Raw genomic sequence first — 16,184 nt, 5'->3', positions numbered from 1 at the left:
TTGGCGCCCCCGACTCCCTCTGACAGTACGCAGCACATACGAAAAAGGGAGCTCAACGACTCCCTTTTTCTTTGGCAACCGCCTCCCATCGAGGCGATATGTCGCTTACTTGCGCAGCAATTGCTTGAGTGCGGTCTGCAGGCGACGGGCAGATACCTCATCGCTGGCACTGCCCAGCACAGTGGCCACGTCCTGACCCCAGGTCTGCTGGGGAGAAGGATCGTTGCGGCGGGTCAGCATCTGCAGCTGCAGCGCACGGCGTGCCGCCAGCTGATCGGCAGGAGTGTGTACATCGGCAGCCATTTCCAGGCGCAGCAGGGCCTCTGCAGCATTGCCCTTGGGTGCAGCAGCCACAGCACCGGACCAGGAAGAGCGCACAGGCGCCGTCACCTTGCTGCCCAGTTGCTGAGCCGATGGCAGCTGCGCAGCATCACGAGCCTGCCAGGCACCGAGCAGCTGAGTCAGCGCTTCGCCGTGCGCCTGTGCCGCCAGCTTGCGCAGAGCTTCCTGGGCATGCTCCACGGCATCACGCTGGGCGCGGAAGGCCGGATCGGCCAGGCGCGGTCCGCGCTCCTCTCGCGTGAACTCGCGACGGCCACGGCCGGCATCACGGCTGTCGCGACCATCGCGACCATCGCGGCCACCGCGCGCTGCATCGCGTCCACGGCCGCCATCCTTGCGATCACCAGGACGACCACCTGCAACAGCTGCCGCTTCCTTCCTCATGCCAGGGCGGTCATCGCCACGCACGGCCACCACGGGACGTGCCGGCTTGGCCACTGCAGCGGCTTCGCTCGCTTGCGCCTCAACAGCCTCAGACGCTTGCTCTGCCTGGCCCTGGGGCTGGTTTTCATCAGACTTGGCGGGCTGAGCCTTGATGGCTGCTTCGAGCTCGGCCAGCGCTGCGTGAATCTTTTGCGCATCGCCGCTGGCATTGGCCGCCTCGACCGCCTTGGACGCATCCAGCACCCGACGATCATGCTCGGACAACTCAACCGCCACCTGGCTGCGACCACCACGCTCCACACTCTTGCGATTGAAGGCATCGTCCAGCGGCTTGCGGAATGCATCCCAGAGCTTTTGCTCGTGCTTGCGATCCAGCGGAACCACCTGGGCTTCGGCCTGCCAGCGCTGCTGCAGCGCCTTCACGGCGTCGATACGCAGGCTGGGGGCTGCGCCCAAGGCCGTGGCTTCGTCGATCATGGCATGGCGACGCTCCAGGCTGGCCTTTTGTGCAGCCTGCAGGGGCGCTTCGGCAGCAGCCATGGCCTGCTTGAACAGGGGCTGCAGTTCGGCAAACAGCTTTTCGCCGATATGGCCGCTTTCACGCCAGCGCTCGCCAAACTGGCGCAGCGCGCGCAACATGCTCTTCCAGTCCTGGCTGGCCGCATTGCTTGCAGCCCAGGCCTTGATTTCTTCGATCAGCGCCAGACGCTGCGCCTTGGCCTGCGTGCTGTCCTGACGAATCTTGTCGTGCCAGGACTCGACCACCTTGTAGGCAGCGTTGCAGGCCTCGTCAAACTTCTTCCACAGCGCATGATTGGCCATGGCACCTTGGTCGGCCTGCTTCCATTGTTCGCGCAGGCTGCGCAGGGTTTCCTGGATCTTGCGACCACCCAGTGCCTGGCCTTCGGGACGGTTGAGCAAGGCTTCGGCCTTGGCCACCAGGTCCTCGCGCAGTTTCTCGGCCAGATGGCGCTGCCAACCCTCGGCCTCACCGGCGGCCAACAGGGCGTCATGCACTTCGCCCACCAGCGCCTCGTCCACAAAACGGCCATGGGCCTTGATGGCTGCGCGCATGGCTTGCACGGCTTCGGAGCCGGCCTGGCTGTTGCCAGCTGCAGTTTCTGCCTTCAGCGCCTGCAGGGCCTGGCCCAGGCCAGCCTTGGCTGCGTCCACCTGCTCGGGCGTGGGCTTGCCACGGCCAGCGGCGGCTGCGCGCGGTGCGGCGGGCTTGGCCACTTCCACAGCAGCGGCTTCGGGAGGCAGACCACGGGCCACGCGGATTTCGTCGGCCCAGACGGGGACCGTGGGCAACGGCGCTGCCTCGTCGGCAGCAGCAGCCTCGGTCTGTGCCAGTGCAGACTGGAAAGCATCCCAAACCAGCGCCAGTTGTGCAGAGGCTGCTTCCAGCTGAGGCGGGAAACGGCCGTCCACGCTGCCCCAGCTGGCGTCACCGGTCAGCTCCTTGGCCTGCTCCTGCCAACGCGCAACATCGACTCCCAGGGCTTCCAGCACCGCCTTGGCATCCTTCCAGGACTTGGTGGACAGCACTTCGATGCGCTGCGCCAGCAGCAGCGCCACTTCGCGCTGCACCTGGGTGCGATGCTGCAGGTCTTCCACCGCCTTCACGCGCTCGCCCAATCGGGCCTTGAACTGCGACAGAGGCTCGCGCGACAGCGCGGCACCGGCCTTGGCGGCATCACGCTGCCAGGCAGCTGCAGCCGCGGCATCGAAGGGCTCTGCAGCCAGCAGTGCCTGAGCCTTCTCGGCCCATTCCACGGAAATTTTTTCCTGATTCGCGGTGCGACGGATTTCGTCAAGGCGCTCGCGCACGGCACGGGCAGCACTCTTGTCGCCCTTGCTCAGTTCCTTGTGAACGTCCTGGAGTTGCTCGACCGTGGGCTGAGTCGCCAACCAGTCGCGAATGCGCGCGGCGCGATCACCCGACGTCTCGGCGGAGAAAGCACCACCCGTCAATGCATCCAGCGGATGTTGCTCAGTATTCTTGGCAGAGGCCGGGTTCACTTCAGATGCATCAGACATGGTGCTGCTAGGAGAAATAGATGTCATGTAAGGGTCAGAAAATGCTTGGCAGCCAGCGCAGTCAACGCTGCAACGGGCCAGTGCCAACCCACATGAGGGCAGACTTTCCAAGCGCAAGCCCAGGCACATGAGCACCTGGGCAAACCGGTATTTTCGCCTTTATTTAAAGGCAAGCCAAAAAATGCGAAATCGCAAGGTGTTTCGCAGCACTTTCATCACTGCGCAGACAGACTCAACTGGGCACGTGGCGTCCAGTCCTTGTCCTGCACATCCAGCTTGGGAGCGCCCAGGAACAAGCGCTCCAGCGGCAGCTGTTGCGTGGCCAGATAGTCCCGCACAGCCACACCGCGCGCCAGCGCCAGCTCGCGCATGGCATCGTCAGGCACCTTGATGCTGGCCACCAGCAGCGCCGTCATCTGGTCTGCAGGCAGATCCTTGGCCATTCCGACCATGTTGCGGGGCTTTTTGATGTCGGCTCGACCGTAAACGGCCTTGAGCAGAGCCGGACGCTCGGCATCGCTGAACTCCATCACCTCGTCTCCACTCTTGCCTTCGCGAATCACGTTGCGGCGCTTTTGGGCCAGCAGCAGACGATCCAGCTCTTCAGTCTTCCAGGCCTCCTTGTCTTCGGCCTCACGCGACTCGCCCACCACAGTCATCTTGAGCGCGGGGCGGTCGTTGAGTGCCTTGACGATCTTGGCCAGTTGCTCCCTGGCCTTGCCGTCGAGCTTGGCGCTGCCCGGCGCAAAGTTGACTGCGCCTGACTCGTCGCCACCCGAGAACGCCCCCGACAACAGCGCAAACGGCGCGGTCACTGCCTTCATGATGATGTTGCCGATCACCTTGAAGATGATGGGCGCCAGACGGAACTGCGGGTCGTTGAGCGAGCCGCTCAGAGGCACATCGAGATCGATCACGCCGTTGCGGTCGGACAGCAGGGCCACAGCCAGCTTGACGGGCAGCGATGCGGGCGCGCCCTCCACCTTGTCGCCAAAGGTCAATTGGCGCAGCACCAGCTTGTTCGATGCCGTGAGCTGCCCATCAGGCTGCACCTTGTAGTTCACATCCATATAGAGCTTGCCGCGCTCTATGCCATAGCCCGCGTACTTGATGGAATATGGCGACAGCGGCGACAGCTCCAGGTCATTCATCTGGGCGCGTACATCCAGCGCCAGAGGCTTGGCCAGCGGATTGACCTTGCCGCTGATATCGAGCTTCGCCGTACCCTGGGCCTTGCCCTTGATTTCAAGGTCGGCCATTTGCGGCTCTACCTGGCCTGCAGGAGCCTGCGAAGAGAAGGCGCTCAGACGGCCGTTCAGCTCACTCAGATCGGCCGAGTAGTTGGGCTGAATGAAATAGTCGGAAAACTGCACCTTGCCGCCCGTCAGCACAATGGGCCCGACCTTGATGATGGGCGCGGGGCCGACATCTTCGGGCTTTACGGGCTCAGCCACGGGTCTGCTGAGCTCGGGCTTCTCGCCAGCAGCCGCCTGGGCGTTCGCCTCTTCGTTCTGTGCGACGGACTGCTCGGACTTTTCGGTCTTCACAATGTCCTGCAGATTGATGCGGCCGTTGCGCTGCACGATGACGCGCGCAAAAAAGTCGCTCAGCGCGGTTTCGCGCACGCTCACCCGCAGCGGCTGAGCCGGTTGCATATTCAGGTCCAGGCCGCGCACCATCAGCGTTTTCCAGGCCAGCAAATCATCGCCCAGACCCAGACCTGTGCGCGCAGCCAGTGCCTTGGCACGGTCTGCCGTTGAGTCATTGAGCACTGCCGTCAGCGCGCCCTTGGCGGTACTGGGCTTGCCCACCTCTTCCTGCACCGGGGCCGCAAGCGTGGAGCGTACGCGCAGGTCGTTGAGCTCCACATCGCCCGACACAGACAGCTGCGGCCCCTTGGCATGGGCCAGATAGTTAAGCTTGCCCCGGAAGTTGCCGTCGGCACGCACCAGATCCACATTGAGCTTGTGACCGAAATACGGCTCCAGCGCATGCAAGGGCACGGCACGGGCCTGCAACTGCCCCCGAGCCGAAACAGGGGTCAGACCCAGCTGCCCCTTGAACTGAATATGACCAGCCTGCACACGGCGACTGGCAGCCAGCTGAGCCGAGACCTCCAGCGGAGTCGGCGCTGCCTTGGCCGCCAGAGGCTCGAAAGCCCCCAGGCGTATGCGCAAGGCGCTCACATCCAGCTGCACGGGCCGTGCATTCCCGCCTTGCACAGGTGCTGCATCGCGAAACTGCAGCGCACCGCCATCCACGGCAATCGCTGCCAGCTTGACCGACCAAGGTTTGCCCGGCTCCACCTTGCTGCCCTGCGTTGCCGGCCTGGCTGCAGGCGATGCCACGGGCAACCAACGCTCGTACATCCAGTGCCCTTGTGCGTCACGCAGAGCCGCGAGTTGCGGCTTCTGCACGGCAATGGCCTCCACCTGCACCTGCCGGGCAGCAAGATCGACCTGAACGCCGCTGACCTTGATCTGTTCGATATTGACAGGGGCCTGCTTGTCCTGCAGCTGCAGCTTGTCGGCAGTCAGCTCGGCCACCTCTGCCACGACTCCGCCCTCACCCCAGGAAATCCGGGCATCGGTATTGAGCATGGCGCTGAGCTGCGGCTTGAAGTGCGCTTGCATATAGGGCTGCACCCATTGCAGCGGCAACTGCTCGAGCTTGAGATTGAGCTTGCCCGCCTTGTCCGTGGCTTCTCCATCCACAGCCAGCCTGGCAGCCCCTTCCACCCGGGCCTGCTCAGCCGTTTGCAAACCTGCAGTGGCCGTCAGTTGCAAAGGCGCATTCATGGGCCAAGCCAGATTCTTGGCCTGCAGCATCAAAGGAGCCAGGGTCAGCGCCGCAGGCGCCGCGCCTGTAGCAGCATCCCTCCAATGCACTGTAGCGCTATCAATATCGAACTGTTTCACGCTCACTGCGAGGGACTGGGCAGGCGCCTCGGCCTTGGTGCCCGCCTGGACCGAAGCCTTGGCGTCGGAGGAATCAGACTCAGGCTCTGCATTTTCGGCGGGCGCTGCTGCAGCAGTGGACGGCGCATTCAGCCCCAGCCAGTTGATCACGCCCTGCGCATTGCGGCTGGCATGAACCTCGGGCTTGACCCAGCGCACCGATTCGAGCGCAATCTGGTTCTGCAGAGGCTGAACATTCTTGAGCTGCACCTCCAGCGCCTCAAAGTTCAGCAGCGGCGCACTCTGGCGATCCTGCACCGCGACATTGCTCAAGGCCAGCTTGCCGCTGATGCTGACCACAGGCTGGTCTTTTTGCTCGAAGCTGATCTGCAGATCCGTGTCCAGCACGCCAGACAGAGGCTGCACGGGAACGCTGGCAGGCACATAGCCCAGATAAGGGGCCAGATCGATGTGCTCCCATTTGAGTTGCATCGCCGTCTGGCGGGTGTCAGTGAACGGCGTGCTCTCGCCCGAGGTATCGAACTTGCTGCCGTTGAGATCGAAAGCCAGATGCGGCAGCACCTTGATCTCGCGCTTGGAGGCCAGATTGCTGATGAAAGGAATGCTCAGCTGCAAGTCCTTGAGCTCGTGCTTGCGCTGCACGAACTCGTCATTGAGCTCGATACGGCCGTCGCGCAAGGCAATGTTGTAGAGCGCAAAGCTCAGGGGCTTGGACGGCTCCTCGTCATCGGGCTCGGAGAGCTTGGCAATTACATCGTCGATATCGAGCTTGCCCAGTGAATGCTGCGTCAGGCGCACCACCGGCGCATCGACCTCGATCGCATCCAGCACAGGAGCGAGCCTGAACAAGGACTGCGCGCTGGCATTGATGAAGATGCGCTTGATCTGCAGCTGTGGCTCGGCGGCGGATTTCAGATTTTTCTGAGCCACAGAGCTCTCTGCATCAGCGGTTTCAGCTACTTTTTTTATAGCCTTATCGATCACCAGTTCATGCAGGGTGATGGACATGGCCCAGGGCGCAAACTCGATCTTGCCCACATGGACGCCGCGCCCCAGTTTCTCGGCAGCCCGTTTTTCCAGCTGGCTTTTAGCCACCCAGGGCACTACCGCCCAGAGCAGCAGCCATAACAGCAAAAGAGCAAGAACAGACCAGATCAGCCGGCGAAGCCAGCGATTCGATGTGAGCAAGGACATGGGCAATTGTTATTGATGCAGAGATTGAAAGCCTTCCAAGACTCTCAGGGGCGGGACCCGCCGCGCGCCCGGAACACCACTGTACCTTGAGCGCACCCTGGTGTATCTAGATTGCGCTCTATATATAGATAGAGGCAAGAGGCGTTTCCAGGGAGAAGTTTGCGCCATAGGAATGCCGACCAGAGGCAGATGAGCGCGAAAAATGCAAACAATGCGCTGCAGAGAAAAGACAACGCCGGAAATGACAAAGCCCGGAAGTGGCGAAACCGACTTCCGGGCTTTACGGCCGGTACCAGACCGGGCCGTTTTTCGCGGATCAAGGAGGGTGTGGTCCTTGCCGCTGGAAGCAACGATTGCTCCCTTTTGTGCCTCAAGCGAAGATAAAGAGCAAGTGCCAACAGCCCATGGAATCAAAGGCCTCGGCGGAATTTGCTTTTCCTTTCCTTTGGCAAGCACCTGCAACGTGCAGGCAAATTCACTATATCTGTGCTCGCGTAGGGCTACCAGGCTTTTTGCACTTTATTTCGCCTTGATGACAAATAAAACGATGTGAGCGTATACACCTCTTGAATCCGTGATTTTTTGCTGTAATTTTTTGAGCAAGCTGTACATTCATACAGTTTTTATATAATTTTAAAATCTAAAAAGTATTTTTGTTAGTGTTGACTGAATATTTAGGGCGCTTCTAGAATCCGCCAGCGCTCGAAATGAGCGTTTTTTGTTTCCGCTGCCTCACGACTGAGCAGACCGATCGGCGCCCCAAGGGGCGCTTTTAATCGGCCCGCAGCAAACCTCATCGGCCAGTTGTCCTGGTTGTACCGCGAGATTGATCCGGTGCGACCTCGGGCGATAGCCAAGAAAGGACAAGCTATGCCAGCGTCAGGAAAATTAATCGCCTCTGCGCGAACGTTGGGCCATAAGACGGCCCACGGTTTTCTTGCTCTTACTCACAACGGTTTCGCCCTGCTGGGCTTGGCCGTGGCCATTTCGGCCCTGATTCTGATCTCTCGTCCGGACCTGCGTCTGGCCGGTGCAACCGAGCTGCGCGAGTGGCTCGACACACGCCTGCCCGCCAGCACCGTGGTGGCTGCCGCCGAAGTGGAGGAAGCCCCTGCTTCCACCAACATCGTCGTCGCCAGCGACCGCGCCACGGCCGTCAACCCCAAGAACCTGCCCAAGGAGCAGGCGGCTGTGGCCTATTGGCTCAGCAAAAAATACCGGGTTGCGCCCGAGCCGATTGCAGCCCTGGTCAGCGAAGCCTATGTCCAGGGCAAAGCCAACAAGCTGGACCCGACGCTGATTCTGGCCATCATGGCCATTGAGTCGAGCTTCAACCCGTTTGCCCAAAGTTCGGTTGGTGCCCAGGGCCTGATGCAGGTGATGACTTCCGTGCACACCGACAAGTACGAAAGCTTTGGCGGCCAGCACGCTGCCTTCGACCCAGTGACCAATCTCAAGGTCGGCGTCAAGGTGCTCAAGGAATGCATTGCCCGTGCCGGCTCCATCGAGGGTGGCCTGCGCTATTACGTGGGTGCAGCCAATCTTCCTTCGGACGGCGGCTATGCGGCCAAGGTGCTTGCCGAACACCAGCGTCTGCGCCAGGGCGTGGGCCTGCAGGCCAGCCCGCTGATGACGGCCAAGTCCGACGAAGCCACCAAGGTCTCTCACGCTCAGCAAGTGGCACTGGCCAACTCCAACCTCTAAGCGACAGACCCCTGCATTTCTCAAGCTGGCTCCGGCCAGCTTTTTTTATGCCCCGGCCAGGTCCTGCGGGAAAAACGGGCATAGGTTCTTCAGCCATGCCAGCTCAGCTACACTAGCGGGTGTACGCAACTGGCGATAGGCGCAGAATTTTCTGCCGCTGACGTGGAATCCGGCAGACTGCAAGGTCTGTGAACCACCGGGGAGCGTACCGCCCAGGGTCGCAGCGACTGCAACCTGCAAGCGTTTCAGCCGTTCGCCTGGGCAGCCCTTGGCCTCAAGGGAATTTCTAAGTTCACAGGACTGCCATGTTTCAACGCACCGATACCGTCGCGAAAGTCGACCCCGAACTGTTTGCAGCTATTGAAGCTGAAAACCATCGCCAGCAAGAGCACATCGAGCTGATCGCCAGCGAGAACTACTGCTCGCCCGCAGTGATGGAAGCCCAGGGCTCCCAGCTGACCAACAAGTACGCCGAAGGCTATCCCGGCAAGCGCTACTACGGTGGCTGCGAGCATGTGGACGTGGTCGAACAGCTGGCCATTGACCGCATCAAGCAGATCTTTGGCGCCGAAGCCGCCAACGTGCAACCCAATTCCGGCTCTCAGGCCAACCAGGCTGTGCTGATGGCTTTCGCCAAGCCAGGCGACACCATTCTGGGCATGAGCCTGGCCGAAGGCGGTCACCTGACCCACGGCATGGCGCTGAACATGTCCGGCAAATGGTTCAAGGCCGTCTCCTACGGTCTGAATGCCGACGAAGCCATCGACTACGACAAGCTCGAAGAGCTGGCCCGCGAGCACAAGCCCCGCATCATCGTGGCTGGCGCTTCCGCCTATGCCCTGCGCATCGACTTCGAGCGCTTCGCCAAGATCGCCAAGGAAGTCGGCGCCATCTTCTGGGTGGACATGGCCCACTATGCCGGCCTGATTGCCGCAGGCGTGTACCCCAACCCCGTGCCCCATGCCGACGTGGTCACCACCACCACCCACAAGAGCCTGCGTGGCCCCCGTGGCGGCGTGATCCTGATGAAGGCCGAGCACGAGAAGGCCATCAACAGCGCCATCTTCCCCGGCCTGCAAGGCGGCCCCCTGATGCATGTCATCGCCGGCAAGGCCGTGGCATTCAAGGAAGCCCTGACTCCCGAGTTCAAGGCCTACCAGGAACAGGTCGTGAAGAATGCCAAGGTGTTTGCCGAAACGCTGACCGAGCGCGGTCTGCGCATCGTCTCCGGCCGCACCGAAAGCCACGTGATGCTGGTGGACCTGCGCGCCAAGGGCATTACCGGCAAGGCTGCCGAAGCGGCCCTGGGTCTGGCTCACATCACCGTGAACAAGAACGCCATCCCCAATGACCCCGAAAAGCCTTTCGTGACCAGCGGCATCCGTATCGGCACGCCCGCCATGACCACCCGTGGTTTCGGCGAGGAAGAAGCCCGCATCACCGCCAATCTGGTGGCCGATGTGCTGGACAAGCCCGAAGACGAAGCCAATCTGGCTGCCGTGCGCGCCAAGGTGGCCGAGCTGACCGCCAAGTTCCCTGTCTACAGCAAGTAAATCCTGCTGCGCTGAGCTGTCATGAAGTGCCCCTTCTGCAACCATCCGGACACGCAAGTGGTTGAGACCCGCGAGTCCGAGGACGGGGGCTTCATCCGCCGCCGCCGCCGCTGCGGCGGCTGCGACAAGCGCTTCACGACCTACGAGCGCCCCGAGGTCAGCTTTCCCACCGTGGTCAAGAGAGACGGCCGCCGTATCGAATACGAGCGCGCCAAGCTGCAAGGCTCTTTTCAGATCGCGCTGCGCAAGCGCCCCGTGAGCACCGAACTCATCGACGCAGCCATAGAGCGCATCGAGGACAGGCTGCTCAATCTGGGCCAGCGTGAAATCGATTCCAGCCGCCTTGGCGAGTTGGTGATGGATGAACTCAAGGGCTTGGACAAGGTCGGCTATATCCGCTTTGCCAGCGTCTACCGCAGCTTCGAGGATGTGGACGACTTCAAGAACATCATGGATGAGGTTCGCAGCCCCAAGGCCAAGGCCGCCAAAAAGCCCTAGCCCTGACCGCCGTGCCTTGCCATGCCAAAAGCCACCCTTGGGTGGCTTTTGTTTTGCGCGCTTGATGGCAGGCATCAGCTATGAACTAATGAGCATCTAACGCATGGTCTAAAAGGAAATCAGACAATTTTTTATCTGATTTCCTTAATGAACGCACGTAATACGCTCCTTCAAAGGTAGCGCCATCGGCCCGCTGCGGCTTTGTTCGCGTACATGCTCCGCCAGTGCATCCAGATCCAGCATGCCGCCCACCACGTCGATGCCTTGCGTGAAAATGCTGAAATTGTCGCCGCCGCTGCCCAGATAGCTCTGCAGTCCCACGCGGTAGCGCTGTGACATCTTGAGCAACCGGCCGTTGAGGCGCAGCTCGCTCACGCGCCGGCCCGCGGGCAGGCGACGGTCGAAGCGGTAGCTGAAGCCCTCGGAGACCTGCAGGATGCGTGGCGCATTCACGGTGTTGCTGCCGCTGTCGAATTGCTGCTCCAGCGCCTGGCGAATCTGCTCGCCCGTCAGACTCATCACCATCAGCGTATTGCCGAACGGCTGAACGCTGAACAACTGTCCATAAGTCACGCTGCCGTCGGCTGCAGGCAGCAGGTCGGCGCGCACACCGCCGGGGTTCACAAAGGCCAACTGCGCTCCGCCCGCAGCAGCATCGCGCGTCGCAGCATGTATGGCGTCGGCCACGATGCGCCCCATCACGCTTTCGCCATTGGCTTGCGGCACGCGGCTGGCAGCAGCGGCCAGCCGTCCTGCGCCGGCCTCGGCCAGCGGCCGGGCCGCAGCCTTGTAGCGCGCCACCAACGCTGCAACAGGGGCGTCGGCATCAAGGACCGGGAATTCGGGCTGCAGACTCACCAGACCGGCAGCGCTGCGATAGGCCTCGCCCTGCACGATATGCTGGTGCGCCGATTTGCGGCTGACGCGGCGTGTGTGCGCATCCACCGTCAGTCTGACTTCGGTCAGCAGCGTGCCGTACTGACCCGCGCTGGTCAGCAGGAACGGCTTGCGGGCATTCACCCTGGCGTAATCGCACACATAGGAGCGGTGGGTATGACCGGAGATCACCACATCGACCTCGCCAGAGAGCTGCTCCAGAATCGGGACGATGGCGCCAGACAGCCCTTGGCAGCTATCGTCCTGCAGGCCCGAAGTGGTGGCTCCGCCCTCATGGATCAGCACCACGATCACATCGGCCCCCTGCGCCCTCAGCTGGGGGATCAGCGCATTGGCCGTCTGTGCCTCGTCGGCGAATGTCAGCCCTCTGACCCCGCTGGGCCGCACCATATGCGGCGTGTTCCTGAGTGTCATGCCGATGAAGCCCACGCCTATGCGCAGACCGTCCTGCTCGAAGAACTTCAGCCCGGTCGCAGGAAACAGCGGCCGGCCGTCTTCACGCAGCGTATTGGCCGCGAGAAACGGGAACTCCGCCCCCTTGAAGGGCTGGCTGATCTGGCATGGCTGCTTGCTGGTGAACTTCTCGCAGCCCCCATGCTGCATGCGCAGCAGCTCGGCCACGCCCTGGTCGTATTCGTGATTGCCGGTGGCCGCGAAGTCCACCCTCATGAGGTTGAGCACCTCTATCGTCGGCTCATCGAGAAACAGAGCGGAGACCATGGGCGAGGCCCCGATCATGTCCCCGGCCGTGACCAGCGCCACATGGCGGCTGGCCTGGCGGCGCTGGGCGATGGCCCGGGCCATGTAGGCAACGCCACCAGCGGGCACGGCAATGTTCTGTCCCTGCGCGTTCTGGGCCGTCACGGCCAGTCCGGGCGGCTCCAGATGGCCGTGCAGGTCATTGAAGCCCAGCAAGGTGATCTCCATGCTGGCCGGCCTGAGCGCACCGCCACCGCAAGCACTCAAACCCAGCACGAGCAGCCCAGCGCATATGGGGCGGAAGGCATTGCGCAAAGCGCAACGCCAGCCCGGCGACAGGGCGCGAGGCTGGCGTTGATCCGGTTTTTTGTCAGCTGCAACCATCGGACTCTCCTGAGTCAGAGGTTTTAACGCACAAAGAGGTCTGGGCGATGTCAGGCGGCCGATGCCGGAATCGGGGCCAGGCCGGAATCCACATCGGCATTCTGCGCACGGTGACGCAGCGCATGGTCCATCACCACCAGCGCCAGCAGCGCCTCGGCAATCGGCGCAGCGCGGATGCCCACGCAGGGGTCGTGGCGCCCCTTGGTGATGACTTCGGTGCTCTGGCCATGCACATCTATGGACTCACGCGGCGTGATGATGGAGCTGGTGGGCTTGATGCCGATGCGCACTTCCAGATCCTGGCCGGTGCTGATGCCGCCCACGATGCCGCCCGCGTTATTGCTGCGGAAACCCTCGGGGCTCAGCGAATCGCCATGCGTGGTGCCACGCTGGGCCACGCTGTCAAAGCCCGCGCCGATCTCCACGGCCTTGACGGCGTTCAGACCCATCATGGCGTAGGCGATGTCGGCGTCCAGGCGGTCATACAGGGGCTGGCCCAGGCCGACCGGCATATTGCTGGCGTTCACACGCAGCGCCGCGCCGCAGGAATCGCCGCTCTTGCGCAGCTGCTCCATGTATTCCTCGAAGCGGCTCACATCGGCCACGGGCGCGAAAAAGGGGTTGTTCGGCACATGCTCCCAGCTCTCGAAACCTATGGGCAGCTCGCCGATCTGGGTCATGCAGGCGCGGAACTCGGTGCCGAACTTTTCCTTGAGCCATTTCTTGGCCACGGCACCCGCTGCCACCGTGGGCGCTGTCAGGCGTGCCGAGGAGCGGCCACCGCCGCGCGGATCGCGGATACCGTACTTCTGGAAGTAGGCATAGTCGGCATGACCGGGACGAAAGCTCTGCGCGATATTGGAGTAATCCTTGCTACGCTGGTCGGTGTTGCGGATCAGCAGCGCAATCGGCGTGCCCGTGGTCTTGCCTTCGTAGACGCCGGAGAGAATCTCCACGGCATCGGGCTCGTTGCGCTGGGTGACGAACTTGCTGGTGCCGGGGCGACGTCGATCCAGATCATGCTGGATGTCCGCCTCGCTCAAGGCCATGCCCGGAGGGCAGCCGTCAATCACACAGCCAATGGCCGGGCCGTGGGACTCACCGAAATTGGTGACCGTGAAAATTGTGCCGAAGGTATTGCCGCTCATAGGCTGCCGATTATCGTTGAAGTGATGATTGACGGCTGCACACTGTCCTGCCTAAAGTCTTTTCACCATGCTCAAACTTGCGTTTATTCTGGCCTCGGCCCTGGTGTCCGTAGTGATCGGCGGCGTCGGCGGTCTGCTGTTCTTCGAATTTGCACCGTCGCGCTGCGCGGGCCAGTATGCCTGCGGCTACGGCAAGGCCGTGATCGGCATGATGGTGGGCCTGGGTGTCGCCTTGCTGTGCTTTGTGGGGCTGCTGCTCAAGGGCCTGCGCAAGGCAAAGTCGCCAACAACTGTATTGCAGAGTCCGCACAGCCCAGCCGACCGACAGCCATAAGGCAGCGCTGCGTCGCCTGCAGAGCACATCAGGCTGGACATGAAAAACCCCGCCTCGGCGGGGTCTGCAGCAAAAGCTGGCTTATTCGGCACCCTGGCGCTCGCCTTCGGGCCAGTCGCGGATATAGGCCTTGAGCATGCGGTTCTCGAAGTTCTGGCTGTCCACCACGGCCTTGGCCACGTCGTACAGCGAGATCACGCCCATCAGCATGCGCTTGTCCATCACGGGCATGTAGCGCGCATGGCGGTCCAGCATCATGCGGCGCACCTCGTCCATATCGGTTTCCATGGTGCAGGTCATGGGCGCGTCGTCCATGGCGCCGCGCACGGAGATGTTCTCCACGCCGCCGGTCTTCACAAAGCCCTGGATCACTTCGCGGAAGGTGAGCATGCCCACCACATCGCCGTGATCCATCACGACCAGCGAGCCAATGTCCTTCTCCGACATCACCTGCACCGCCGCGGCCAGGCTTTCGTCGGGCGACACCGTGTACAGGGTATTGCCTTTGACGCGCAGGATGTCACTAACTTTCATTGCTGTTCTCCGAATCTGTTTGGCACGCTGTGGCAGCTTTTGTCCTGCATGTGTCAGCACATGCGGCATCGCTTTGCACAGAATGCAGGTGCGTGCACAAATATAGCCCACAATGGCTTGCATTGAGAAAAACTAAATCAATGACGAAACATATGAATTTCCACATATTCATTCGTCTATCCGACCAAATCGATATTTGATTGCGTGCTCGATCACACATTGCGTCGATCAAAACCAGCCATGGAGACAAAACATGCCCGGCTACTCTGACCCCGGCTTTGACACCCTGAGCCTGCATGCAGGCGCCCAGCCCGACCCCGCCACCGGCGCACGTGCCGTACCCATCCATCTGACGACGTCCTTTGTCTTCGAATCCAGCGACCACGCGGCCAGCCTGTTCAATCTGGAGCGCCCCGGCCACGTCTACAGCCGCATCTCCAATCCCACCAACGCGGTGCTCGAGCAACGCGTCTCGGCCCTGGAAGGCGGCGTGGGCGCAATTGCCGTGGCCAGCGGCCAGGCGGCGCTGCACCTGTCGATTGCCACGCTGATGGGCGCGGGCAGCCATATCGTGGCCAGCACGGCCCTGTATGGCGGCTCGCAGAACCTGCTGCACTACACGCTGGCGCGCTTCGGCATAGAGACTACCTTCGTCAAGCCAGGCGACATCGATGGCTGGAAGGCTGCGGTGCGCCCCAACACCAAGCTGTTCTTTGGTGAGACCGTGGGCAACCCCGGCCTGGATGTGCTGGACATTCCCACGGTCAGCCAGATCGCCCACGAAGCCGGCGTGCCGCTGCTGGTGGACTCGACGCTGACCTCGCCCTGGCTGATCAAGCCTTTCGAGCATGGCGCGGACATCGTCTATCACTCGGCCACCAAGTTCCTGTCCGGCCACGGCACGGTGATCGGCGGCATCGTCGTCGATGGCGGCAGCTTCGACTGGGAAAAATCGGGGCGCTTTCCCGAGCTGACCCAGCCCTATGACGGCTTTCACAACATGGTGTTCAGCGAGGAGTCCACCACGGGTGCATTTTTGCTGCGCGCTCGCCGCGAAGGCCTGCGTGACTTCGGCGCCTGCATGAGCCCGCACAGCGCCTGGCTGATCCTGCAAGGCATAGAGACTCTGCCGCTGCGCATGGAGCGCCATATGCGCAACACCGAAAAAGTGGTGCAGTTCCTCGCCAGCCACCCGCTGGTCAGCCGCGTGGGCCACCCCATGCTGGAGACCCACCCCTCGCACGCCCTGGCCAGGAAGCTGCTGCCGCGCGGCGCCGGCTCGGTGTTCAGCTTTGACATTGCCGGCAACCGCAACCAGGGCAAGAAGTTCATCGAAACGCTGAAGGTCTTCAGCCATCTGGCCAATGTGGGCGACTGCCGCTCGCTGGTGATCCACCCTGCCAGCACCACGCATTTCCGCATGAGCGACGAGGCCCTGGCCCAGGCCGGCATAGGCCAGGGAACGATCCGCCTGTCGATCGGCCTGGAAGACGCCGACGACCTGATCGACGACCTCAAGCGCGCGCTGAAGGCGGCCGAGAAAGCAGCCTGAGAG

At 62.2% G+C, this 16,184-nt stretch carries 10 protein-coding genes and 1 riboswitch; of the genes, 5 read left to right on the top strand and 5 right to left on the bottom strand.

Translation table 11 applies throughout. The features are described 5' to 3' along the window. Positions 1-105: 105 nt before the first annotated feature. Together CSE6_RS20535 and CSE6_RS20530 are read right to left on the bottom strand one after the other, a co-directional pair. A complete protein-coding gene (locus CSE6_RS20535; protein WP_059441324.1) occupies positions 106-2,766 on the bottom strand; it encodes a DUF349 domain-containing protein in 2,661 nt (886 codons plus the stop codon). Between the two features lie 215 nt (positions 2,767-2,981). Continuing rightward, a complete protein-coding gene (locus tag CSE6_RS20530) occupies positions 2,982-6,878 on the bottom strand; it encodes a DUF748 domain-containing protein (RefSeq protein ID WP_059441323.1) in 3,897 nt (1,298 codons plus the stop codon). A gap of 870 nt (positions 6,879-7,748) precedes the next feature. Here CSE6_RS20530 and CSE6_RS20525 point away from each other — a divergent pair. The 3 genes from CSE6_RS20525 to nrdR all read left to right on the top strand — a co-directional run bounded on the left by CSE6_RS20525 (position 7,749) and on the right by nrdR (position 10,633). Beyond that, the gene (locus CSE6_RS20525) at positions 7,749-8,582 is read left to right on the top strand and encodes a lytic transglycosylase domain-containing protein (protein WP_059441322.1); all 834 of its coding nucleotides are present in this window, start codon (positions 7,749-7,751) and stop codon (positions 8,580-8,582) included. Between the two features lie 115 nt (positions 8,583-8,697). Beyond that, positions 8,698-8,852, top strand: a riboswitch (ZMP/ZTP riboswitch). A gap of 35 nt (positions 8,853-8,887) precedes the next feature. Further along, a complete protein-coding gene (gene glyA / locus CSE6_RS20520; RefSeq protein ID WP_003053390.1) occupies positions 8,888-10,135 on the top strand; it encodes a serine hydroxymethyltransferase in 1,248 nt (415 codons plus the stop codon). A 21-nt stretch (positions 10,136-10,156) separates the two neighbouring features. Continuing rightward, complete coding sequence (gene nrdR / locus CSE6_RS20515; protein ID WP_003053388.1) at positions 10,157-10,633, top strand: transcriptional regulator NrdR; 477 nt, start codon at positions 10,157-10,159, stop codon at positions 10,631-10,633. Positions 10,634-10,777: 144 nt separating this feature from the next. Here the strand turns inward: nrdR and CSE6_RS20510 are convergent, their stop codons facing one another. Beyond that, complete coding sequence (locus CSE6_RS20510; RefSeq protein ID WP_059441321.1) at positions 10,778-12,613, bottom strand: bifunctional UDP-sugar hydrolase/5'-nucleotidase; 1,836 nt, start codon at positions 12,611-12,613, stop codon at positions 10,778-10,780. Between the two features lie 50 nt (positions 12,614-12,663). Continuing rightward, a complete protein-coding gene (aroC, locus tag CSE6_RS20505) occupies positions 12,664-13,761 on the bottom strand; it encodes a chorismate synthase (RefSeq protein ID WP_003053385.1) in 1,098 nt (365 codons plus the stop codon). Between the two features lie 67 nt (positions 13,762-13,828). Between aroC and CSE6_RS20500 the strand changes: the two genes are divergently transcribed. Beyond that, positions 13,829-14,095 carry a hypothetical protein gene (locus CSE6_RS20500; protein ID WP_003053383.1) on the top strand — a complete coding sequence of 89 codons (267 nt, stop codon included), beginning with the start codon at positions 13,829-13,831 and terminating at the stop codon, positions 14,093-14,095. A gap of 81 nt (positions 14,096-14,176) precedes the next feature. Here the strand turns inward: CSE6_RS20500 and CSE6_RS20495 are convergent, their stop codons facing one another. Then, the gene (locus tag CSE6_RS20495) at positions 14,177-14,629 is read right to left on the bottom strand and encodes a CBS domain-containing protein (protein ID WP_003053381.1); all 453 of its coding nucleotides are present in this window, start codon (positions 14,627-14,629) and stop codon (positions 14,177-14,179) included. Positions 14,630-14,882: 253 nt separating this feature from the next. Between CSE6_RS20495 and CSE6_RS20490 the strand changes: the two genes are divergently transcribed. Next, positions 14,883-16,181 carry an O-acetylhomoserine aminocarboxypropyltransferase gene (locus CSE6_RS20490; protein WP_003076227.1) on the top strand — a complete coding sequence of 433 codons (1,299 nt, stop codon included), beginning with the start codon at positions 14,883-14,885 and terminating at the stop codon, positions 16,179-16,181. The last annotated feature ends 3 nt before the right edge of the window (positions 16,182-16,184 follow it).

It is taken from the genome of Comamonas sp. E6 (assembly GCF_001010305.1).
In the GTDB taxonomy this organism is placed as follows: Bacteria; Pseudomonadota; Gammaproteobacteria; order Burkholderiales; family Burkholderiaceae_C; genus Comamonas; species Comamonas thiooxydans.
Note: the sequence above shows the minus strand (reverse complement) of the source record. Positions and strands in the feature narration are given on the sequence as shown.